General features: G+C 45.9%; 19 protein-coding genes. 12 read left to right on the top strand and 7 right to left on the bottom strand.

What is annotated here, in order from left to right; genetic code table 11:
• Positions 1 to 20: 20 nt before the first annotated feature.
• On the bottom strand, positions 21 to 878 hold the full coding sequence (locus tag AC6I8Y_RS24405; RefSeq protein WP_394150073.1) for an SMP-30/gluconolactonase/LRE family protein: 858 nt from the start codon (positions 876 to 878) through the stop codon (positions 21 to 23).
• Positions 879 to 1081: 203 nt separating this feature from the next.
• Between AC6I8Y_RS24405 and AC6I8Y_RS24400 the strand changes: the two genes are divergently transcribed.
• From AC6I8Y_RS24400 to AC6I8Y_RS24390, 3 genes are all read left to right on the top strand, one after another.
• Positions 1082 to 1621 (top strand): NUDIX domain-containing protein, encoded by a 540-nt coding sequence (locus tag AC6I8Y_RS24400; RefSeq protein ID WP_498018584.1) that lies wholly within the window; start codon positions 1082 to 1084, stop codon positions 1619 to 1621.
• A 92-nt stretch (positions 1622 to 1713) separates the two neighbouring features.
• The gene (locus AC6I8Y_RS24395) at positions 1714 to 2052 is read left to right on the top strand and encodes a hypothetical protein (RefSeq protein WP_394150071.1); all 339 of its coding nucleotides are present in this window, start codon (positions 1714 to 1716) and stop codon (positions 2050 to 2052) included.
• Between the two features lie 153 nt (positions 2053 to 2205).
• Complete coding sequence (locus AC6I8Y_RS24390; RefSeq protein WP_498022092.1) at positions 2206 to 2514, top strand: DUF6482 family protein; 309 nt, start codon at positions 2206 to 2208, stop codon at positions 2512 to 2514.
• Positions 2515 to 2572: 58 nt separating this feature from the next.
• Here the strand turns inward: AC6I8Y_RS24390 and sigZ are convergent, their stop codons facing one another.
• On the bottom strand, positions 2573 to 3112 hold the full coding sequence (sigZ, locus tag AC6I8Y_RS24385) for an RNA polymerase sigma factor SigZ (protein ID WP_498022091.1): 540 nt from the start codon (positions 3110 to 3112) through the stop codon (positions 2573 to 2575).
• A 40-nt stretch (positions 3113 to 3152) separates the two neighbouring features.
• The gene (gene rarD, locus AC6I8Y_RS24380) at positions 3153 to 4076 is read right to left on the bottom strand and encodes an EamA family transporter RarD (RefSeq protein WP_498022089.1); all 924 of its coding nucleotides are present in this window, start codon (positions 4074 to 4076) and stop codon (positions 3153 to 3155) included.
• A 365-nt stretch (positions 4077 to 4441) separates the two neighbouring features.
• Between rarD and AC6I8Y_RS24375 the strand changes: the two genes are divergently transcribed.
• Complete coding sequence (locus AC6I8Y_RS24375; protein WP_498022087.1) at positions 4442 to 5581, top strand: BamA/TamA family outer membrane protein; 1140 nt, start codon at positions 4442 to 4444, stop codon at positions 5579 to 5581.
• Between the two features lie 46 nt (positions 5582 to 5627).
• Here the strand turns inward: AC6I8Y_RS24375 and AC6I8Y_RS24370 are convergent, their stop codons facing one another.
• From AC6I8Y_RS24370 to ohrR, 3 genes are all read right to left on the bottom strand, one after another.
• Positions 5628 to 6545, bottom strand: a complete 918-nt coding sequence (locus AC6I8Y_RS24370) for a DMT family transporter (RefSeq protein WP_394150066.1) — start codon at positions 6543 to 6545, stop codon at positions 5628 to 5630.
• 194 nt (positions 6546 to 6739) lie between these two features.
• Complete coding sequence (locus tag AC6I8Y_RS24365) at positions 6740 to 7663, bottom strand: LysR family transcriptional regulator (protein WP_252016372.1); 924 nt, start codon at positions 7661 to 7663, stop codon at positions 6740 to 6742.
• A gap of 3 nt (positions 7664 to 7666) precedes the next feature.
• Positions 7667 to 8107, bottom strand: a complete 441-nt coding sequence (gene ohrR / locus AC6I8Y_RS24360; protein ID WP_252016370.1) for a transcriptional regulator OhrR — start codon at positions 8105 to 8107, stop codon at positions 7667 to 7669.
• A 118-nt stretch (positions 8108 to 8225) separates the two neighbouring features.
• On the opposite strand from ohrR, the gene ohr reads away from it, so the two are divergent.
• From ohr to recQ, 3 genes are all read left to right on the top strand, one after another.
• A complete protein-coding gene (ohr, locus tag AC6I8Y_RS24355) occupies positions 8226 to 8648 on the top strand; it encodes an organic hydroperoxide reductase Ohr (protein WP_498022085.1) in 423 nt (140 codons plus the stop codon).
• Positions 8649 to 8907: 259 nt separating this feature from the next.
• A complete protein-coding gene (nagB, locus tag AC6I8Y_RS24350) occupies positions 8908 to 9708 on the top strand; it encodes a glucosamine-6-phosphate deaminase (RefSeq protein ID WP_498022083.1) in 801 nt (266 codons plus the stop codon).
• Positions 9709 to 10030: 322 nt separating this feature from the next.
• Positions 10031 to 12202: a DNA helicase RecQ gene (gene recQ, locus AC6I8Y_RS24345; RefSeq protein WP_498022081.1), complete on the top strand. Its 2172-nt coding sequence runs from the start codon at positions 10031 to 10033 to the stop codon at positions 12200 to 12202.
• A 330-nt stretch (positions 12203 to 12532) separates the two neighbouring features.
• On the opposite strand, the gene AC6I8Y_RS24340 is transcribed toward recQ, so the two are convergent.
• Positions 12533 to 13534 carry a LacI family DNA-binding transcriptional regulator gene (locus AC6I8Y_RS24340; protein ID WP_498022079.1) on the bottom strand — a complete coding sequence of 334 codons (1002 nt, stop codon included), beginning with the start codon at positions 13532 to 13534 and terminating at the stop codon, positions 12533 to 12535.
• A gap of 242 nt (positions 13535 to 13776) precedes the next feature.
• Here AC6I8Y_RS24340 and AC6I8Y_RS24335 point away from each other — a divergent pair, with 242 nt between their 5' ends.
• The 5 genes from AC6I8Y_RS24335 to AC6I8Y_RS24315 all read left to right on the top strand — a co-directional run bounded on the left by AC6I8Y_RS24335 (position 13777) and on the right by AC6I8Y_RS24315 (position 18205).
• Entirely contained in the window at positions 13777 to 15537 is a 1761-nt protein-coding gene (locus tag AC6I8Y_RS24335) for a class I mannose-6-phosphate isomerase (protein ID WP_498022077.1), read from the top strand.
• Positions 15538 to 15539: 2 nt separating this feature from the next.
• The gene (locus tag AC6I8Y_RS24330; protein ID WP_006069163.1) at positions 15540 to 15968 is read left to right on the top strand and encodes a PTS sugar transporter subunit IIA; all 429 of its coding nucleotides are present in this window, start codon (positions 15540 to 15542) and stop codon (positions 15966 to 15968) included.
• An 11-nt stretch (positions 15969 to 15979) separates the two neighbouring features.
• Complete coding sequence (locus AC6I8Y_RS24325; protein ID WP_006069164.1) at positions 15980 to 16474, top strand: PTS sugar transporter subunit IIB; 495 nt, start codon at positions 15980 to 15982, stop codon at positions 16472 to 16474.
• Positions 16475 to 16553: 79 nt separating this feature from the next.
• Entirely contained in the window at positions 16554 to 17357 is an 804-nt protein-coding gene (locus AC6I8Y_RS24320; protein WP_498022074.1) for a PTS mannose/fructose/sorbose/N-acetylgalactosamine transporter subunit IIC, read from the top strand.
• Positions 17357 to 18205, top strand: coding sequence for a PTS system mannose/fructose/sorbose family transporter subunit IID (locus AC6I8Y_RS24315; protein ID WP_498022072.1), 849 nt, complete (start codon positions 17357 to 17359; stop codon positions 18203 to 18205). Before AC6I8Y_RS24320 ends, AC6I8Y_RS24315 begins: the two co-directional genes overlap by 1 nt.
• Positions 18206 to 18223: the final 18 nt, after the last annotated feature.

The raw sequence follows: 18223 nt of genomic DNA, 5'->3' as shown, positions 1-18223 counted from the left end.
TTGGCTCCGCTAGGCATTCATTAAGCGATCTTAACGCTGGATAACGGCTCTTTTAGCCCCTCTACAACGTCTTTAGCAATGACAAGCTTGCCTTTTTCGTTGCTGCCAGCAGCTGATGTGACAATCACATCACGCATATCTTTACCGCCAAAACCGACCATTGTTGGGTTTTCCGAAGGTACGTCAATCACAGCGAGTACTTCGCCATTTGGCGCGATCTTAACCACAGATTGACCTGCGTACATCGCAACCCAATAGTTGCCATCTACATCAACACTCGCGCCATCAGGACGACCGTTATAATCAGTCAAGTCGCAGTGAAGTTCCTGCTCGCCGTACTCACCAGTCTCAGCATTGTATGCGTGCTTGTACACTTTGCTTGAGCCTGTATCTGACCAGTATAACCACTGACCATCCGGTGAGAATGCTAAACCATTACATGTCCATGCGAACATAGGTAACGCCTCAATCGTGCCATCTAGGTGCAGTTGCCAGAATTGTCCTTGGTCTCCTTCTTTCGCACCGTTACGTGTGCCGGCAACGAAACGTCCTCCTGGAGCACAACGTCCGTCGTTGTAGCGCATACGCGGGAACTCAGAAACAAGAGGGACTAGCGACGTTAATTCCGCATTCCAGTCGCTGAGATAATACATACCCGTTTTCATACCTAGCATAAAGCCTTGGTCGCCATGCATAGCAAAACAGCCGAGCATATCATCAAACTTACGCTTCTCATTTACGCCATCTTTATGACGCCAAAGCTCACCGTCATTGATGTTGACCCACATCCATGAGTCAGTACGCCAATCCCAACGTGGGCATTCCGCTAAATCAAAATCAAGGTCGACGAACTTTTCAAACTGTAGAGACTGTGCCACGTTGATGTCCTTTTTTATTCATTACTATTGTTTGTTTACCTGCTACCCTCAGTCAATGATTCCAGCAGGCAGGTTTGTGCCCTGTTTTAACAAAATAGAGGCGTCGGTGCTAGGGTTATTTGTTATCAAAATCTATCTCTAAATAGCGCCAACATAAAAAGTTCGATAAGCTAGATTTCTGATTTTGTTAAGGTAAAGAAGTCATGACGATCAAAACCCTAAGCTCAAAAGTCGTTTATCAAAACCCATGGATGACCGTTCGAGAGGATGATATTCAGCGGGAAAGCGGTGCCAAAGGCATTTATGGCGTGGTCGATAAGCCTGATTGTGCGGTTATCATCGCGATCGAAGATGAGCGAGTTCATTTAGTAAATCAGTATCGTTATACCGTTTCCGAAAGCTACTGGGAATTGCCACAAGGAGCCTGGGAATCGAACCCTGATGCTGATCATCTAGAGCTGGCTCGAGGCGAGTTGCAGGAAGAAACCGGTCTTATCGCTGATAAGATGACGTACGTTGGCAAACAGTTCATTGCCTATGGCTTTTTAAACCAAACCTGTCATATCTACCTCGCAACGCAACTCACCTTGCAAGATCGCAACCTTGATACTGAGGAAGAAGATCTTATCACTCAATCGTTTCCAATTACTGAATTCGAACAGATGCTGATTGCTGGAGATATACCGGACGTGGTGACAACGGCTGCATGGGGGCTTGCAAAACTTAAAGGGCTAATCAAGTAACGAGCGATCTTGATCTCATTTTTCTCTTTTTAGCTCGACTTAACAAGATGCTGTCCCATCATACGCTCAGAACCGATGCGCAAGGAGGCAGCATGGACCAACTTACCCTTCAAGAAACGTTAATTTCTACGATAAGGCAACTAGAGGTCTACAAACCCAACATTCGATTAAGCGAAGAAGCTTATGACCTAGAGCTCGCGGTCAGCAAGCTCACGGAACAACTGTTTAGTTTGCAATCGCTTAGCTCATTGAAAGGCTCCATTGACGATATTTCAGCTTCAATTGAGATGTTGAATACCTTGTCATCGCAAACAAAACATTCTCTCGAGCAAGGCATCGACATTGATGACCCAAGAATCATCATCAACGAATCCTTGCGAGTGAACTCTGAGCTTTCAAAGCTCACAATGGGTGAAATGCACGCTTTGTAATAACACTTGGGCAGCTGAGATACTGTGCTGCCTATATTTTACATTGTAAATAATACATTCATCTTTATCTCGGCCGAGAACCATTCCCTCACAATTTAAGTTGTTTTCCTTTTGTCGCCGTACAACTCGGTTACACATTGGAGGAAATGCGACATGAATACAAAACTCAGCACGCTTGAACAGTTCGCGAGATTCGACAAACTAGTCATTCATTCGTTAGAAATGTCGCTGTACCAAGCGTCGGTAATACTGGACGGAGAAGAACACTACGTCACTCATGATAACGGGTCTCTGCTTCGTACGCACAACGTCGTCGATATGAGAAGGTTGTGTCAAAATTTAACCGCGACGGAAACTGTATTGAGACAGGATAGTGCTTACGACGAAATGGTTGGTAGCCCTATTCGAGCAGGAGAAAATACGCTCGAGGTACAGCTTGGAAGATTCGATTCTGTCATCTGATTGGCAAGCTAAAATGAAACGTCGAACTCACTGTTCATGATATCACACCAGTAGCTGACTAGCAGTTATTGCACTTCTTCGAATTGGGGTCATAGTCCATCACGTTACCCTGTGTATCGAACGAGAACTGACAACACTTCTCGTAGACGCCGCGTAGCTCGTGGCGACTTTGTTGGACTCTTGATTTAAGTGTTGAATAGCTTATACCAAGCTCTTCAGCGACCTCTTTCTGAGAGCGACCGTCTATATCAATCGACTTAATTAAGGCAGTGGCGCTCTCTGGAAGCGATTCCATCATTGGGAGCAGACATTCAGCGAGCTCACGACTCACTTGTTCCTCCTCTTCCTCCGTCCAAAATGTGTCTAAATCGACATCCTCCGTCGCGTTATCTTTGCGGTAATGGTCTATCACACTTCGGTTGGCGATTTGGAACAGCCAAGACTTGACGCTCTCGGGACTCTCGAGCTTGTCTATGTTCTTATAGGTTTTAATCAACACCTCTTGAAGCACATCATCAACATCGGCTTCGTTTGCGATCTTGCTACGCAAGAAACGACGCAGCCCGTTTTGATATTCCGACCATACCGCTTCTAACATTGCTGACTCCTATTAGTAGAATGATGATTGACGATTAGCTTCATACAGCACCGTGTGATTTTGCTCTTTTAACGCCATCTAAAGCCAAGATTAACAGAGCGATCATGACCATTATATAGGTAGGCATGTCCGCGGCGTCAACTCGCTCACCAAGCAGTAACCCAACTCCAAACACCAATACTGGTTCAACATAACCAAGCAACCCAAAGATTGACATAGGTAGCGCTTGAGATGCATAGAGGAACAGCAGCATAGGTACAGAGCCTGCAATAGCTAATCCGAGATAATATACCCAACTGGTTAGCTCTATTTGCTGAATTTGTTCTAAAGGAAGCAGATAAAACAGAGCACCAAACGCGATTGGCAATAAAAACGTGTTGTCCAAAGCGAAACCCACATCACTCGGCACATTAAGAGTCTTGCGGTGAATGAAATAGATTGGATAGCCAAGAGCAATCAGCAAAACAATCCAAGACAGTCCCTCTGCCATCACATAAGCGTAGATAACCCCAATGGCAGCAACTAAACACGCGATCAGTTGAAGCGGAGACAACTTGTCACCGTAAACAAATTTGCCAACCACCACGAGTACCAAGGGAAGCGTAAAATAACCCAGAGCAACAGACAGCGTCTCGCCATACAACGGCGCCCAAACGAAAATCCAATATTGGGGACCGACAAGCAAAGCAGAAAACAGATATCGATGCCATCGGCGCGTTTTTCTCAACTCTGACCACAAGCGCTGAATGCGCCCACTCACAGTTAAGAACACGATCACAATCAAAACGCTCCAGATGATTCGCTGTGCCGCAATCCAATTACCAGCACCGCCGCCTGAACGGAAGGTTCCGACATCGGGTTGAAATTGAACATACAACGGCAATAGACCAAATAAACAGGAGGCAATTATAGAAGCAACGACACCTTTCGACGTTTCTGACAAATCTTGAAATCTGCGAACCATAGCTAACACACAACCATAATAGAGTGTGCGGACATTACCGCATTTAATCCCAATAAAATACTGTTTTGTTCGCAAATCTATCGAACAAAACGTTAGCCCTTCTCTAGTGTATAAAACTAACCACTATTCATCATAGAAATTGCGTTTTAATTGAGCACGGCTGTCAAAAAACTCTCGCCCCCACTAGAGCAAAAAACCTAATAATCAAATAGAACCTATTCGATAGGCAATTGGATGAAGCCGCTACTTTCAAAACAAGTACAGTTAGCCGCTCGAAAAATGACATTAACGTCGTTAAAATGCCGATATAATTGGACAAATTGCATGGAGCACCTATAAACACACCTTAAGCGACGCATTAAACTATGAACTTAAATAATAGATCGATACGGCTATCTCTAATAACCAGTGCTTTAGTCGGCGGCTCCTTTTCTCATGCAGGCATGATGGATAATTTCATCGATCCACAAGATGGGCGGCTCGACGGTAGTCAGTTCATTCTCGACAACGCCGTTGGTTTTCTCCCTGTTCCATTGACGGTTACTGACCCAGCTGTTGGTGTTGGTGGCGGCGCGGCATTGTTATTTTTCCACGAATCTGAAGAGCGCAAGCAGAAGCGATTAGCTGGGGAGGAAGTTAAAGATATTCCTGCAAGCACATCTGGTTTAATGGCGTTAGGCACCAATAACGGCAGTCATTTATACGGTGGCTTCCATTCAGGAAACTGGATGAATGATCGCATTCGCTATCTCGGCGGCCTATTCGGTGCCAAATTCAATCTCAAGTTCTATCCTGTGACAGAATCAGCGCCAATGGACCTGAGTTTAGAGGGCTTATACTTCTTTCAAGAATTAGACGTAAGACTCGGTGATTCCAACTTTTTTGTTGGTGGTTCATACAGCTATATGTCATCAAAACCAACACTTGATGGCTTTAGTCACGCAGATTGGGCGCCGAAAGATGGAAAACTGGGTTGGCGTTTTATGTACGACAGTCGCAACAACCAGTTCTCACCGCGCGAAGGCACGAAAGCAGGTATAAAAGTGGACTATCACAACAAAGCATTTGGTGGTCAGTTTAACTACCAGAAGTATAACGCCTACATGCAGAACTACTCTCGCTTATCCGATAAGTGGGGGCTAGGTTTGCGTGCTGATTTCAAGTCTATCTCTGAGAACGTCGATCCAAGAGCATCGGTCTACGCGACACCTTTTATTGAAATGAGAGGCATCGCGGCGATGCGTTATCGTGCCGAGAATACTGCCCTTGGCGAAGTCGAACTCAGCTACGACATTGATGACCGATGGACAGTACTTGGTTTTGTTGGTGCGGGCACCGCCTTTAATCATGACGAGAGCATTGCCAAAAGTCAGGTACATTACACCCGGGGCGGCGGTTTCCGTTATCTTATCGCGAGGCAGTTAGGGCTTCGTGTCGGTGTTGATGTTGCTAAAGGTCCGGAAGAATGGACGACCTATATCCAGTTTGGTAGTGCTTGGCGCTAAATGATGAGTGAAAAATGCCGCAGAAAAGCGGCATCTTCAGAAGGCGCTATGACGATTTTTTCATGCTGTACACAGAAAAAGTCACCAGACACAGCCCAATGAAATGGTACAAAGTAAAGGCTTCTGAGAGTATCGCTACTGCCATGACTGCGGTCACACCAGGTCCGATATTTGACGTAATACTCAATTCTGTTGGCGACAACCTCGCCATTGCAGCAGCGACAAAATAAGAAGGAAGAACGGTACAAAAAACGCCTAGCAATACGCCCAGTACAATAAGCTCAAAAGACCATTGACTCATCTCAGCCGAAGAAAGGGACAAGTGGGTAATAATCGCAATGCCAGCGCTTCCCATTCCAATACTCGTGAACAGGTCACTACCCATCTTGCTGATAATACTTTTGCTCAGCATCAAGTAGACTGCAAAGACAAACGCTGAGCCCACCGCCAAGGCACTTCCTTTCCAAATTTCCTCACCCAGAGATTGAACATCATGAAACAGTATTGCCGCGATACCCAAATAGCCAAGGCCGACGGCGCGCAGCACATTCCCAGTTGGCTTCTGCCCTAGAAACATCCAGCTTAATATCACAACAATGCTTGGGAAAAGAAAAATCAATAGACGCTCTAGCTGAGCGCTTATGTACTCAAGCGCCGCAATATCAAGATAGCTCGCCACATAGTATCCCATCACTCCTACCAAAGCCGCTTGCCAACCAAACTGCGTAACCTGAGTTCGACGTTCCGGCTTTTTGCACAACATAAGAAGAATCAGGGCATAAAATGGGAGGGAGCTTAATGCACGAAGCGACATGATCGCCGTTGCATCACCACCATATTGATAAGCAACCTTGACGAAAATAGGTTTAATCGAAAAAAGCGCCGTTCCGATCAGAGCATAGATAAGCCCTTGCACTTGCTTCTGTCTGTTGGATTTTGGTTCTACTGATGTCGCTTGATTCATTCTTGTTCCCTTTTAATAGTGGCGACGAGAATGAATGTATGAGGTGGCTACAATCAACTCGTAGCCAGGCGCAAATAATCCTACCGAGCTAGAGGCATAATAAGAGAGAGCCAGAGGTAGGAGTGTGAAAAGTGCATTGAAAATCCTTTGTGATGAAATTTCAGGCTACAAGAACTTAGTCCCATATGCAACCACTATGGAGAAACCTCAAGCTCACGAAGGTATGTACAGAGCCATTGAACCGCAGGGTCATTAATACTTGCTCGGTTCCAAACAACGCTATACGCGACTTTACCATACTCAAAAGGTAACGTTTTAACGGTCAGTCCTTTCGCTTGACGAGCAACATCTGCCCAATGCTTAGAGCAAGTAAAAAGCAATTCTGACTGATGGCACATTACCGCCGCGGCACCAAAATCAGGCACGACTATTTTCACTTCACGTGTGCCATGTTGCTGTCTTAGTGTCTGCTCAAAATAAGGGCGACTCAGCTCAGATTCCGCAATACCGATATGCTGACTATTAAGGTAATGCTCGACGGTCAGTTCTACATCAGCCAAAGGGTGTTCCGGAGACATTAGACAAACGAGCTCATCCTGCAGTACAACCTCCCAAACCAACTCCTTGGTATTGGTTGGTGGCTGGCTAACATCATGCGGCAATATAATGAAATCGACCTGACCACTGTGCAGGGCACCAAAGCCAAACTTTGCCTTGGTCATAATGTTGAGCTTGGCTTTCGGGATGTAATTGGTAGAGAGTTTCGCGAGCGAGTGTGCGAATAGTTCGAACGTACTTTCGCGCATTGATAAACTAAAACGCCCCTCAAACGCACTAGGCTCAAAGCGAGCTTGGTTAAGTAATCCATTCATGCTGGCCAGCATCGAATGGATAAGCGGCGCTATCTCTACGGCATAAGGTGTCGGGGTTAATGACGTACCATCGCGGAAAAATAGCTCATCATCTAGAATTTCACGAAGCTGAGTAATAGTTTTACTCACACTTGAGGGAGTCACAGATAACTGTTCGGCTGCTTTAGTTACATTGCATGTATCCAACATCACGTGGAGTGCTAGCAGATGCTTAAACCCAACCCGTGTAAGTCCTTCGATATCCATTTTTTAATCCATTAAATTATTGGTCAAGCGCTCACAAATACGCTTTAGCATTGTGGCTTCTTCCTCTGATAGTTTCGCCTTGCATGCTATGGCTCCAGGAATCGACATCGCTTTTTCACGAACCGCGTTGCCCTCTTCGGTAACAAAGATCATTCGAGCGCGTTCGTCGGTTTCGCTACGTTTTCTTTCCACCAACCCTTTTTGCTCCAAACGTTTTAGCAAAGGGGTTAGCGTACCAGAGTCTAACTTCAACTCTGCGCCAATGTCTTTAACGTTCATCGGTGCTTTTTTCCAAAGCACGAGCATCGTCATATATTGTAGATAAGTAAGATCAACTCGTTCCAGAATTGGGCGGTAGGCACGTGTCAGCGCATTACTCGCACTGTAAAGAGCAAAACAGACTTGCTTATCCAAATCGAGTGCTTCAGGGCTTTCTAGATCCATAACCAGTCATCTTTTCAATTAAGTTGTGCACAATATACTTGCAATCCGTTCGTTTTGACAATATAGTTTGCGCACAACCTAATTTTACACAACTAAAAGTTTGAGAAAGGAATACATCATGTCAGCACTCTATACTACTTCTGCCACCGCTCTTGCGGGTCGTAACGGTCAGGTTTCTACCGACGATGGTCTACTTGATCTTGCTCTCTCTTATCCAAAAGAGCTGGGCGGGACTGGCGCTGCAACTAACCCAGAACAATTATTCGCAGCTGGATATTCAGCGTGTTTTTCTAATGCGATCTTGCACGTTGCTCAACAACAAAAAATTACCGTGAAACAGGCTCCTACAAAAGCGACGGTAGCTCTGAAGCCCAATCAAGAAGGTGGGTTCGTATTGGATGTAGCACTGGATGTGACTCTTGATCTAGAAGACAGCGCAGCAGTTGAACTCGTCCGTGTTGCTCACCAAGTATGCCCATACTCAAATGCGCTTCGCGGCAATGTTGATGTCGCAGTCACAGCGAATGGGCAAGCAATCTAAGTCATACTACAAGGGCAGCACCTCTCCTGCCCTTGTCCTCTCTAGCTTCTATCAACAAAGTCACTTTATTCACCTTCAAAATTTTGACGATTAAAGAAGTCTATTTCGTTTACATTTCCGCAGCAAATCCACTAAAAGGCGATCGTGATCAAGAAAAATCGCAAAATTCACAGAAAAGTAATAGCCGTGTCGAAAAACTTTTTTTATAATGCGAATTAATGTTTCAGAACAAACTAAATTCTTTTATTAGGGGATCAACATGAGACTTATTCCATTACAGAACGCAGAACAAGTAGGTAAGTGGGCTGCACGCCATATCGTTGAGCGTATCAATGCTTTCCAACCAACAGCGGAAAAACCATTTGTGTTGGGTCTGCCTACTGGTGGAACACCCCTATCAACGTACAAAGCGCTGATTGAAATGCACAAGGCTGGTGAAGTTAGCTTTAAGCACGTTGTTACGTTCAACATGGACGAGTACGTTGGTATTGACCCTGAGCACCCAGAATCATACCGCTCTTTCATGTACGATAACTTCTTCAACCACGTTGATGTGCAAGAAGTGAACATCAACCTTCTTGATGGTTTAGCAGATGATATCGATGCTCATTGTGCAGCTTACGAAGAAAAAATCCGTTCATACGGCAAAATCAACCTGTTCATGGGTGGTATTGGTATCGACGGTCACATCGCATTCAACGAGCCAGGTTCATCTCTAAACTCTCGTACCCGTATCAAAACGCTGACGACTGAGACTCGCATTGCAAACTCTCGCTTCTTCGACAACGACATCAACCAAGTGCCTAAGTATGCCCTGACTATTGGTGTTGCAACTCTTCTAGACGCTGAAGAAGTGATGATCCTTACTATGGGTCACAACAAAGCTCAAGCTCTGCAAATGGCCGTAGAAGGCTGCGTAAACCATATGTGGACAGTAACAGCGCTACAAATGCACCCTAAAGCAATCATTGTTGCTGACGATGCAGCTCAACAAGAGCTTAAAGTTAAAACGGTTCGTTACTTCAACGAACTTGAAGTTGAGAACATCAAAGGCCTATAAGCCCTGTTCTCTCTCACATCAACTAGTCTTTTGATGATGTGTACACGTTTAGAGTAAGGCAGTGGAACTTTTTCACTGCCTTGTGTCTAAAAAATTGTTACCTGGTTTTACTGTGGTAACAAAGGCGATGGAAAATGCAAAATTATCCAAAGCTCCGTATAAGTCGGGCTTATATGCCAAGCTAAGCCCGACTTCCCCTTTTGTTCTAACCCCTCTCTCGCAAGTCGTACAACTCCGTTTGCACAGATAAGCGTTTCCACTGCGAGTACAAGCACAAACCTCAACCACCCTCTTGAAAAGCAAAGCACCTCCTGACAGACTCATGGTTCATTCTCGACCTGATACCGACTTCAATTTACTTATGACCCCTAACGAACTGCTCAAGTCCTTATTTGGCTATGATGATTTTCGACACCAGCAATCCGACATCATCGATTCTCTTATAGCTGGCAAAGATGTATTAACCTTGATGCCAACAGGTGGTGGTAAGTCAATTTGTTACCAGATCCCAGCAATCCTTCGTCAGGGTGTTGGTGTGGTGGTGTCTCCGCTTATTGCTTTAATGCAAGATCAAGTTGAAGCCCTGCATCAAGTTGGCGTAAACGCCGCGTACTTAAATTCAACACTCAGCTCTTATGATCAGCAAGTGGTCGAGCAACAGGTACTCACCGGTGAAGTACAAATCTTGTATGTGGCTCCAGAGCGTCTTTTATTGGAGCGAACGCTGCGCTTACTCGAGCAGTCCAATTTATCTCTTTTTGCGATTGATGAAGCGCACTGTGTGAGCCAATGGGGTCATGATTTTCGCCCGGAGTATCAAAAGCTCAGCGTTCTTAAGCAACGATTTCCATCCGTACCAAGAATTGCGCTGACGGCAACAGCTGATCTTAAGACTCGAGAAGAGATCATCGCGCAGCTAGCACTTGAGCAAGCTGACGTTTATGTTCATAGCTTCGACAGACCAAATATTCAGTATCATGTGTCCGATTCAGGTAACGCAAAAAAAGAGCTTTGGAGCTTTATTAGCACTCACCATCCCGATGATGCAGGGATTGTCTATTGTCTATCTCGTAAAAAGGTCGAAGAAACCGCTCAATGGCTTACTGATATGGGTAAAGTCGCGCTACCCTACCATGCTGGCCTATCAAGTGAGCAAAGAGCTAGCCACCAGCGCCGCTTTTTGAGCGAGGATGGCATCATTGTAGTTGCCACTATCGCGTTTGGTATGGGTATAGATAAACCTGACGTTCGATTTGTCGCGCATCTCAGTTTACCTAAAAGCATTGAGGCGTATTATCAAGAAACGGGCCGTGCAGGGCGTGATGGAATGCCAGCCAACGCATGGATGACCTTTGGTATGCAAGACATGGTGCTGCAAAGACAAATGGTTCAAAACTCAGATGCCGCCGAACAATATAAGCGTGTATCACTTCAGAAACTCAACCGCCTCTTAGGCTACTGCGACCTCGCCACCTGCAGACGCCAATCTCTACTCGCTTATTTTGGAGAGACGCTTGCAGAGCCTTGCGGCAATTGCGACAACTGTCTCAACCCTCCAGAAACTTGGGATGGCTTACAAGCAACACAAAAAGCCCTATCCACTGTCTATCGAACGGGACAACGATTTGGCGTGAGTTATTTGGTGAACATACTGCTAGGTAAAACTGACGCGCGCATCACGCAAAACCAACACCATACCCTATCGACATTTGGTATTGGCACTGAGTTATCCGCCAAAGAATGGCAAGGTGTATTCAGGCAATTGCTGGCGATGAACTTGCTTGAAGCGCACGGCGAACATGGCAGCCTGCAACTTACTGAGACTTGCCGGCCTTATCTTAAAGGGCAGCACCCAATTGAACTAAGAAAGATTCGTGTTTCGAAGCAGTCAACAACTAAAGGCGCTAAAAAGAGAAGCAAGGGCTCACTATTGACCTCGGATATGCCTCAATTCGAGCGACTTCGTGAAGTTCGATCTGAGCTTGCCAAACAACAATCGGTTCCAGCTTACGTAATCTGTCAAGACGTCACGCTAGAAGCACTCGCCACCGAGCGTCCTACCCACTTGGACCAACTGGCAACCATACCGGGATTGGGTGAAGCAAAGATTGAAAAATATGGTGAAGCATTCATTGCAGTGATTGAACCGAAATCATTGGCAGAGAGAACTCTCTCTGAGACTGAGTTAGAATCGCTATCACTATTGAACCAAGGCCTTACCGTTCAAGATATCGCTAATGCTCGTGGGCTAAAAACAACCACGGTCCAAACCCACTTAGCGAGTGCGATTGAACTGAATGTTTGTGAACTATCAAATGTCGTTGCTTTATCTGGCGAAGAAATAGACGGCATTAATCAAAAAATCATCGATTTGAACACTATTGAGGACGGAGCCCTCAAGCCTCTCTATGAACACTTCGAACAACGCTACGACTACGGAACATTGAAATGCGTGGTAGCAAAGATGCTCGCAAATTCAAATGCAGTTGCTTAATAAAAGTGCAAAATCAGATTTCATCTATGACGTTCGCTTTACCCCTTTAGTCTAATGTTGTTATCAGCGGTGTGAATATAAGATCACTTTCGTTGCCCTACATGTGTAGCCAACGATCCTTAAGATTTTTGTGTTGGGAGACTCAGCCCTCCCGAGTTTACTATTACTATCTTTTTTGACGCCAAGACCTATTGTCTTGGCGTTTTTTTACCCAAAAAATGGTATCGGTGCTTGGCCGCTCAATAGCAACCGTCAAAAGTGAGTAAGCGGAGATACTGTGAGCCAAATCCTCACGCGCAACTAAAAACTAATTCTGTCGCAAATTCGAAATCAACCACATGAACTTCTCACCACAAGTTTGGGTGGGAACACCACGCTTTTGTACGGCTGTTTGTCGCCCTCCATACGAGACAAAATAATCTCTCCCGCCGCTCGGCCAATTTCTCGCGCTGAAACAGAAATGGAAGTCAGCGCTGGATTGGTATCCGCGGATTCTGCCACATCATCAAAACCCACAACCGCAATGTCTTTGCCTACGGTTTTACCGAGATCTTTAATGGCCCGCATGACACCAAAAGCAACGATATCTTGGTAGCCAATAATAGCGGTAATTTCAGGGTGCTGATCCAGTAATTCCCTTGTTACCTTAGCGCCCTCGGAACGGCTCGCTGAGCAGCTTCGAATGTATCGTTCATTGAACGGGATCCCATGTTCCATCAACTTCGACATATACCCCCCAAGACGATGGGAGCGCGTCTTAGAGATCTCCAGTCCACCAACGAACGCAATATGCTTGTGGCCTTTTTTGATAAGGTGCTCGGTTGCCAACTGCAGGCCCATAAAATTATTAGTGCCGACAAAATCAAATTGGTCTTCTCCAATAGGTCGAACAGCCAACACGATCGGAAAACCACGACTTTGTACTGTCTCCAAAAAGTCCAAATTTGTTTCCATCGCAGGGCACATAACTACACCACCAGCGTTCTGACTCAACAACGAATCGATGAACTTGCTTTGACGCTCAACGCTCTCTTCAGCATTAGCGAGAAACAATAGCGAATCCTGCTCTTCAAGATAATGGCTAAGCCCCGCGATCATTTCAGAGAAAAAGGGGTTGGTAATATCAGGTGTGACGAGCCCAACTAGATTACTGCGTTTATGACGCAAGTTTGCCGCCGCTTGATTGTAAACATAACCAAGCTCCTTAACCGCCTCTAATACCCGCTCACGCGTGGCCGCAGAGATTCGCCCTTTGTTAGTCAATACCATGGACACAGTCGCGGTGGAAACACCGCAATGCTTAGCTACGTCCGCAATGGTTGCTTTGGCCATGTTGAGCTCCAGTAAATGAAATTAGCACCAGTTATAGCGACTTTCTTTTCTGATTAAAACACGGTTAATCGATTAACCTAATCGATAGCCATTTATCGTCATGATTATGTGATTAACTACAAAATTGCCCTGCTAATTATTGGTTAACGACTGCTAAATGAGTGGTTAAACGTGTTAACCAGTTTGTTAGTTGATTAACTGAGTGATTAGACTGTAGTCAAATGATTAACTCAAGGTGATGTATGAAGTACCTATCTGGTCAATCCAATTATGACAAGTTTCCAAAGGTAGAAGTGAAGGGCTTTGACCAAGCTGCCGTTCGCGGTTGGGACAGTATCGTTGACACAATTGAACAACGCATTCAGGGCCAAGATAAACATATTTTGGTGATCGACACCTATCATGGTGTCAATCACAATGAAATCCTCGACCAGCTTGTCGCACCGCTCTCCCCCGCTCTTGTGGTGTCAATGGACGATGCGAAATACTCCGAAGAACACATCTTCGCCATGCTAGAACGCAACATTACAGATGACCGAGTATTTGGCGTCATTGCACCACACAAGCTGGACGAGTTTTTTGATAGCGAGAAGCTAGAAGGATTAAAACAAACCGTTCGCGATGCGAGCTCTGGTTTGATCGTTGTTATTGGCCATGGCGCTCGACTGGTCGCCGATGGCGATACCTTTGTTTACGCTGATTTAGCTCGTTGGGAAATTCAGCAACGCTTCCGCCGTGGCGAGCTTGGCAACTGGGGCGCAGAAAACTACAGCGAAGACGTCCTACGTAAATACAAGCGTTCATTCTTTATTGAATGGCGTGTCTTCGATCGCTATAAAACCAAGCTGTTGTCAGATGTTGATTTTCTCTTAGACACCAACACCGCTTTTGACCCTAAAATGGTCTCGGGCGCGGCGTTCAACGCAGGCTTACAGCAAGCGACAACTCAACCATTTAGACTGGTACCTTTCTTTGACCCTGGAGTCTGGGGCGGTCAATGGATGAAAGAAGTCTGCGACCTCGACCAAGACAAGCCCAACTATGCATGGTGTTTTGACTGCGTTCCTGAAGAAAACAGCCTACTGCTTAAGTACGGCGACGTTGTTGTCGAAATTCCATCGCAAGACTTGGTATTAACCCAACCGCGCGCTCTATTAGGCGACAGTGTCCATGCTCGCTTTGGCGCCGAGTTCCCAATTCGATTCGACTTCCTCGATACCATGCAAGGCCAGCATCTAAGTCTGCAGGTACACCCTCTGACCGAATACATTCAGAACGAGTTTGGGATGCACTATACCCAAGACGAGAGCTATTACATGTTAGACGCTGGAGAAAAAGCCAGTGTGTACCTTGGCACTAAGTCTGGCATCAACCCAGATGAAATGATGGATGATTTGTATGCAGCGCAGCGCGGCGAAAAGTCATTCGATGATGAGCGCTTCATCAATCAATTCCCAGCGAAAAAGCATGACCATTTCTTGATCCCTGCCGGCACTATTCACTGCTCGGGATCCGATTCAATGGTGCTTGAAATCAGTGCGACCCCCTATATTTTTACGTTCAAACTGTGGGATTGGGATCGTCTAGGGCTTGATGGTCTACCACGACCAGTGCACTTAGATCACGGTAAAGAAGTCATTCAATGGGAACGCAACACGGAATGGTGTCAGGAGCATTTAGTTAACGCCATCACACCAATCGCAGAAGGCGAAGGCTGGAAAGAAGAGAAAACGGGCCTGCATGAGCGTGAGTTTATCGAGACCAGACGCCACTGGTTCAGCAAACCCGTTCTTCATAAAACTGAGGGGACCGTCAATGTTCTGAACTTAGTGGAAGGTAAAGAGGCAATTATCTTGAGTCCAGACAATAAATTTGAGCCATTTGTTGTTCATTATGCCGAAACCTTCGTTATCCCAGCTCACGTAGACGCTTATGTCATCCAACCATATGGCGAAAGCGAAGGACAAGAAATTGCCACTATTAAAGCGTTCGTAAGAGGTTAATCATGCTCCATTTTATCGTAGCCAGTCACGGTCCATTAGCCACTGCACTTATTAGTAGTGCCAACATGGTATTTGGCGAACTCAGTAACACGACTGCGATCTGCCTCACCGAAGAGGGAGGCATCGAGCAATTTAAACGAGATTTCCATCGTGAAATCACTGCAATAGCGCCCAATGTCGACGGCATTGTCGTGCTATGCGATTTGGAATGCGGCACGCCTTACAACGTTGCTTGCACTTACGCATTCAACCCAGATTTCAATCCAAAGGTTGAAGTTGTTACAGGGGTGAATTTCCCAACACTTTTAATGACGGCAGACTTTGTTGAAGAGATGGACGCTTCATACGTTGCAACGACCTTGCAGCAAGAAGCGCTAAAAACGGTTGTCGTTGCCAAGCCAGTAGAGCTGGCACAAGAAGACGATTTTTAAGGAGAAACACTATGGCTATTTCATTTGTGCGTATCGACGACCGCGTTATTCATGGACAGTTAATGACTCGTTGGGCGAAAGAACTTCCTTGTGATGGCATCGTAGCCATTGACGATGCTGTTGCAGCTGACCCATTGCTATCACAAGTCATGAAAGGTGCTGTAACCGACGTTAAAGTTTGGCTATTTGACACTGCGACCGCCGTCAGCAAGCTACCGAAGGTGATCGCCAGCGACAAGAAGTATTTCGTCATCGCGAAATCTCCAGTCACGCTGCGCCGCATTCGCGAAGCGGGTATTAGCCTTGAAAATCTCAATAACAAAATCAACGTTGGCCCAATGAGCGCTAGAGAAGGCACAACGACAATTGGCGGCAACCAATGCGTCAACCAAGAAGAAATCTCTGCATTTAACTACCTCTCAGAAGACGGTCATCACATCGACTTCAGATTGGTTCCTGATGCCAGTTCCTACACCTGGCAAGATGCACTACAAAAACTGAAATAACAACAAAACAAACTCCACTTTTGATACGATTTTCGCTTCAAAAGTGGGGTGACCAATACGTGAGCTAAAGGATGACATTATGTTTATAGAAGCAGTATTTATCGGGATACTCTGCTATCTCGGTGCCCTTTCCACCCCCTGGTTACTTGGACTAACCGGTGGTTGGTACACTATCACTCGGCCACTCGTATCCGGTATGTTGGTGGGTATCATCTTAGGTGATATTCAAACTGGCATCATGGTTGGCGTGGCGGTACAAGCCGTTTACATCGCAATGGTAACACCTGGCGGCTCCATGCCAGCCGACCTAAACTTCGTCGCCTACCCTGCTGTCGCGCTCGGCATCATGTCTGGACAGGGCGTAGAAGTCGCTGTTGCTATTGCTGCGACTATCGGTATCGCTGGCACCATCATTTTCAACTTTATGATGGTCATTAACTCCTACTGGAACCATAAAGCAGATTTAGCCATTGAAGCCGGTGATGAGAAAGGCGTGTATATGAACTCCGCCATTTATCCGCAGGTCACCAACTTCCTGATGCGCTTTGTTCCGACCTTTATTGCCGTTTACTTCGGTAACCAATACATCGAAGGATTTATGGCAAGCCTACCGGAAATGGTGATCGACACCATGACGGTTCTAGGTGGCATCTTACCTGCTGTTGGTATCGCTATTCTGTTAAAGCAGATTATCAAAGAGTCAACGATGCTGATTTATTTCTTAGTCGGTTTCGTTGGCATCGTATTCCTAAACCTCAACATGGTGGGTTTGGTCATGATTGGCGCACTATTCGCTCTACTTCATTACAACTACAAACCCGAACCACAAACAGCTAACGCTGCACCAGTTCAACAGGCTGATGATGACGAGGATGAATTCTAATGACTGCACAACACGACAAAATTGGTACTGAGATCGAAGCCAAAGTCACACTCGACAAAAAAGATCTAACGAAATGCTGGCGTGCATGGATGATGTACAACCTATCATCGATGAGTTTTGAACGCTTGGAATCATTTGGCTTCTGTCTCGGTATGATGCCTGCTTTGAAAAAGCTCTACCCGAATCAAGAAGACCGACAAGAAGCGATGAAACGTCATGCATCCTTCTACAACACCGAGCCACAGCTGGGCGCTATCATCAACGGGATGGCTGTGGGTATGGAAGAGAAGAAAGCCAATGGCGAACCTATTGATGGCGAAACCATCAATACACTCAAAGTCGGTTTGATGGGCCCCGTCGCTGGTATTGGCGATTCCATGATTCCGGGTATGTTAGTCCCTATCTTACTTAGTATTGGTATGGCACTAGCCGCAGGCGGCAGCATGTTAGGCCCTATCTTCTACATCGTGGCATTCAACGCCATCGCTATCATCGGCTCTTACCAGCTGTTTATGAAAGGCTACAAAATGGGTGCAGGCTCCGTTGAAATGCTTGTCAGCCACCGTTCAACAAAGATTCGTGAGGCGTTGTCACTGTTAGGTGTCTTTGTCATGGGCGGTGTTGCAGCCAGTTACGTCAACCTAGGCACAGGCCTTGAGTTCGCAACCAAAGACGGCGTCGACATCAACGTGCAAATGATGCTCGACGGTATCTTCCCTAAACTACTGCCATTAGTGGTCGTATTGGGTACTTGGTTTGCAATGGCGAAAAAAGGTCTTAGCCCAGTAAAAGCGATGCTTTCGCTCGTAGTTATCTCCTTCATCGGTGTCGCCATCGGTCTCTTCTAATAGTTCAATACTTAGGGC

The sequence above is a fragment of the Vibrio sp. KUL78 genome, from assembly GCF_059725505.1.
The sequence above is the reverse complement of the archived record's forward strand: the minus strand, read 5'-3'. Positions and strand labels throughout refer to the sequence as shown.